The sequence below is a fragment of the Pseudomonas sp. P5_B2 genome, from assembly GCF_056400445.1.
The window spans coordinates 1-4,096 of the sequence record NZ_JBFULH010000368.1; the positions used below are offsets into that span (position 1 = coordinate 1).

Genomic DNA, 4,096 nt, shown 5'->3' on the forward strand with positions numbered 1-4,096 from the left:
CGACTGACACACCGCCTTCGCGAGCAAGCCCGCTCCCACATTGAGTCTCCGTCGTCTTCAAGTTATGTGTTCGGGCACAAAAAAGCCCCCGCCACCTTCACGGCAACGGGGGCTCTTCGATGTGGCTTACATCTCCACCTGAGTACCCAACTCAATCACCCGGTTCAGCGGCAGATTGAAGAACCGCAAATTGCCATTGGCATTCTTCAACATGAAGGCGAACAGCGCCTCGCGCCAACGGGCCATGCCTTCGAGTTTGGAGGCAATCACCGTCTCGCGGCTGAGGAAGTAGGTGGTGCGCATCGGGCTGAAGTCCAGGTCGTCGAGATGACACAGCTTCAGCGCTTGCGGTACGTCCGGTTCGTCAACGAAGCCAAAGTGCAGGATCACCCGGAAGAACCCTTCACCGTAGCTTTCAACCTCGAAGCGCCGAGTCGCCGGCACGCGCGGGATGTCTTCGTAGACCACGGTCAGCAGCACCACTTGCTCGTGCAGCACCTGGTTATGCAGCAGGTTGTGCAACAGTGCGTGAGGCACGGCATCCGGGCGCGCGGTCAGGAACACGGCGGTGCCCTGGACGCGATGCGGCGGTTGCACGGCGATACTGCTGATGAAAATCGGCAGGGGCAAGCCACCTTCGTCCATGCGCTCCACCAGCAGTTGCTTGCCGCGTTTCCAGGTGGTCATCAGCACAAACAGCGCGATACCGGCGATCACCGGGAAGGCACCGCCTTGAACGATTTTCGGCACGTTGGCGGCGAAGTACAGACCGTCGACCAACAGGAAACCAAGCAACACCGGCACCGCGAGAATCGGCGGCCATTTCCACAGCAGCAACATCACCGCCGACACCAGGATGGTCGTCATCAGCATCGTGCCCGTCACCGCCACGCCGTAGGCCGAGGCCAAGGCACCGGAGGACTCGAAGCCCAACACCAGCAGGATCACGCCGACCATCAGCGCCCAGTTCACCGCGCCAATGTAAATCTGGCCTTGTTCGGCGCTGGAGGTGTGTCGAATGTGCATGCGCGGAATGTAGCCGAGCTGGATCGCCTGGCGGGTCAGGGAGAACGCACCGGAAATCACCGCTTGCGAGGCGATCACCGTGGCCAGGGTCGACAAGCCGACCAATGGAATCAGGGCCCAGCTTGGCGCCAACAGATAGAACGGGTTACGCGCCGCTTCCGGGTCACCGAGCAACAGCGCGCCCTGGCCAAAGTAGTTCAGCACCAGCGCCGGCAGCACGAGGATGAACCAGGCGCGGGCAATCGGCTTGCGACCGAAGTGGCCCATGTCGGCGTACAGCGCTTCGGCGCCGGTCAACGCCAGCACCACCGCACCGAGAATCGCCACGCCCATGCCCGGGTGCACGACGAAGAAACGCACGCCCCACACCGGGTTCATCGCTTGCAACACTTCCGGGTGCTGCATGATGCCGTAGACGCCCAGCGCCCCCAGCACGACAAACCAGGTGACCATGATCGGCCCGAACAGAATGCCGATGCGCGCGGTGCCGTGACTCTGGATCAAGAACAGCGCCACCAGCACGATCAACGACAGCGGGACCACCCAATGATCGATGCCCTCGAACGCCAGCCCCAGGCCTTCAATGGCCGAAAGGACGGAGATCGCCGGGGTGATCATGCTGTCGCCATAAAACAGCGCCGCGCCGATCAGCCCGCACACCACCAGCAAAGTGCGCAACTTCGGATGCCCCGCCGCCGCCCGCCGGGCCAGCGCGGTCAGGGCCATGATCCCGCCTTCGCCCTGGTTGTCGGCGCGCAGGACAAACATCATGTACTTGATCGAGACAACCCAGATCAGCGACCAGAAGATCAGCGCGAGTATCCCCAGGACGCCGTCATGGTTGACCGGCACACCGTAGGCACCGGAAAACACTTCTTTGAGGGTGTACAGCGGGCTCGTGCCGATGTCGCCGTAAACCACCCCGACTGCCGCGACCAGCATGCCGATCGGCTTTGCCGTCGAATGCTCGGCACCCGCCGCCTGACTACTTGCCTGACCCATCCACCACTCCTACTACCCAGACCGGACTTCTTTAGAAGAAGCACTATGCTTTGCCACGCAGCATGCGCTGTTTTACTTATGGTTACAGACGTTTTGTTGACTGTAAAAATTCGATAAAGCCCAACGGCGCGAAGCATAGCGCAGCACTCGTCGTATTTCCCTGCATAAAGCTGGTCAAGTGAACGACTGATCGCTAGAATTGCGCACTTTTTGATCAGAGGCGCAGAAAACGCCCTGTCTTGCGAATCACTGCTGCTTTTTGACGGCGTATTCACGAGACAGGACGTAAGCGCCCGTTTGTCGCCTTGCCTACTTCGGCTGGAGGCGTCACAAATACCGAGGTTAGACATGTCCACCACTCCTGCGCCGGCCAATCCAAAAGTTGGCTTCGTATCCCTGGGTTGCCCCAAAGCACTGGTCGACTCCGAGCGCATCCTTACCCAGCTGCGCATGGAAGGCTATGACGTTGTGTCCACTTATCAGGACGCCGATGTCGTGGTGGTCAACACCTGCGGCTTCATCGACTCGGCCAAGGCTGAATCCCTGGAAGTGATCGGCGAAGCCATCAAGGAAAACGGCAAGGTCATTGTGACCGGATGCATGGGCGTCGAAGAAGGCAACATTCGTAACGTGCACCCAAGCGTGCTGGCCGTGACGGGTCCGCAGCAGTACGAGCAAGTGGTCAACGCCGTGCACGCCGTTGTGCCGCCGCGTCAGGATCACAACCCGCTGATCGACCTGGTGCCGCCGCAAGGCATCAAGCTGACCCCGCGCCACTACGCTTATCTGAAGATTTCCGAAGGCTGCAACCACAGCTGCAGCTTCTGCATCATCCCGTCGATGCGCGGCAAACTGGTCAGCCGTCCGGTCGGTGACGTGCTCGACGAGGCCCAGCGTCTGGTCAAGGCAGGCGTCAAAGAGTTGCTGGTGATCTCCCAGGACACCAGCGCCTACGGCGTTGATGTGAAATACCGCACCGGCTTCTGGAACGGCGCGCCGGTGAAAACCCGCATGACCGAACTCTGCGAAGCCTTGAGCACCCTCGGCGTCTGGGTTCGCCTGCACTATGTTTACCCGTACCCACACGTAGACGAGTTGATCCCGTTGATGGCCGCCGGCAAGATCCTGCCGTACCTGGACATCCCGTTCCAGCACGCCAGCCCGAAAGTCCTGAAAGCCATGAAACGCCCGGCCTTCGAAGACAAGACCCTGGCGCGCATCAAGAACTGGCGCGTGATCTGCCCGGACCTGATCATCCGTTCGACCTTCATCGTCGGCTTCCCGGGCGAAACCGAAGAAGACTTCCAGTACCTGCTGGACTGGCTGACCGAAGCCCAGCTCGACCGCGTCGGCTGCTTCCAGTACTCGCCCGTCGAAGGCGCCCCGGCCAACCTGCTGGACGCGGCCATCGTGCCGGATGACGTCAAGCAAGACCGTTGGGACCGCTTCATGGCGCACCAGCAAGCGATCAGCTCGGCGCGCCTGCAAATGCGCATCGGCCGTGAAATCGAAGTGCTGGTGGACGAAGTCGACGAGCAAGGCGCGGTTGGCCGTAGCTTCTTCGATGCCCCGGAAATCGACGGTAACGTGTTCATCGACAACGGCAGCAACTTGAAGCCGGGCGACAAAGTCTGGTGCAAAGTGACTGACGCCGACGAATACGACCTGTGGGCTGAACAGATCTAAACGCAAAAAATACGCAAAGCCCCGCTCTCTTGACGAGATGCGGGGCTTTTTTACGTCTATCGTTTTGTGGGAAGGGACTCACACATCAATTTCACACGGGACACCCGGCCATGCGCCATCATTCGGTCATACACACACCGAAACAAAGTGACTACGAGGAACTCGCCCAAGTCTGGGAAGCCTCAGTGCGCGCCACCCATGACTTTCTGCCCAACAGCTACATTCAGTTGCTCAAGGAACTGGTGCTGACCCGTTACCTCGATGCCGTGATGCTGATTTGCACCAAAGACGCACGCCAGCGCATCACCGGGTTCGCCGGAGTCGCCGCCGGCAAGGTCGAAATGCTCTTCATCGATCCGGCTCACCGCGGCCAGGGCCTGGG

At 60.4% G+C, this 4,096-nt stretch carries 3 protein-coding genes; 2 read left to right on the forward strand and 1 reads right to left on the reverse strand.

Features of this window, described 5'->3' with window-relative positions:
* Window positions 1–126: 126 nt before the first annotated feature.
* On the reverse strand, window positions 127–2,028 hold the full coding sequence (locus AC1DRJ_RS20545; RefSeq protein WP_477803756.1) for a potassium transporter Kup: 1,902 nt from the start codon (window positions 2,026–2,028) through the stop codon (window positions 127–129).
* A 348-nt stretch (window positions 2,029–2,376) separates the two neighbouring features.
* On the opposite strand from AC1DRJ_RS20545, the gene rimO reads away from it, so the two are divergent.
* Both rimO and AC1DRJ_RS20555 read left to right on the forward strand, forming a co-directional pair.
* Window positions 2,377–3,714 (forward strand): 30S ribosomal protein S12 methylthiotransferase RimO, encoded by a 1,338-nt coding sequence (gene rimO / locus AC1DRJ_RS20550; RefSeq protein WP_477803757.1) that lies wholly within the window; start codon window positions 2,377–2,379, stop codon window positions 3,712–3,714.
* 110 nt (window positions 3,715–3,824) lie between these two features.
* Window positions 3,825–4,096: GNAT family protein (locus AC1DRJ_RS20555; RefSeq protein ID WP_477803758.1), on the forward strand; the 272-nt coding region annotated here is incomplete at its 3' end.

Bases quoted from the DNA above. Each gene is read 5' to 3' on its own strand.
- AC1DRJ_RS20545 (WP_477803756.1), bottom strand. From the start codon at position 2,028: ATGGGTCAGGCAAGTAGTCAGGCGGCGGGTGCCGAGCATTCGACGGCA.
- rimO (WP_477803757.1), top strand. From the start codon at position 2,377: ATGTCCACCACTCCTGCGCCGGCCAATCCAAAAGTTGGCTTCGTATCC.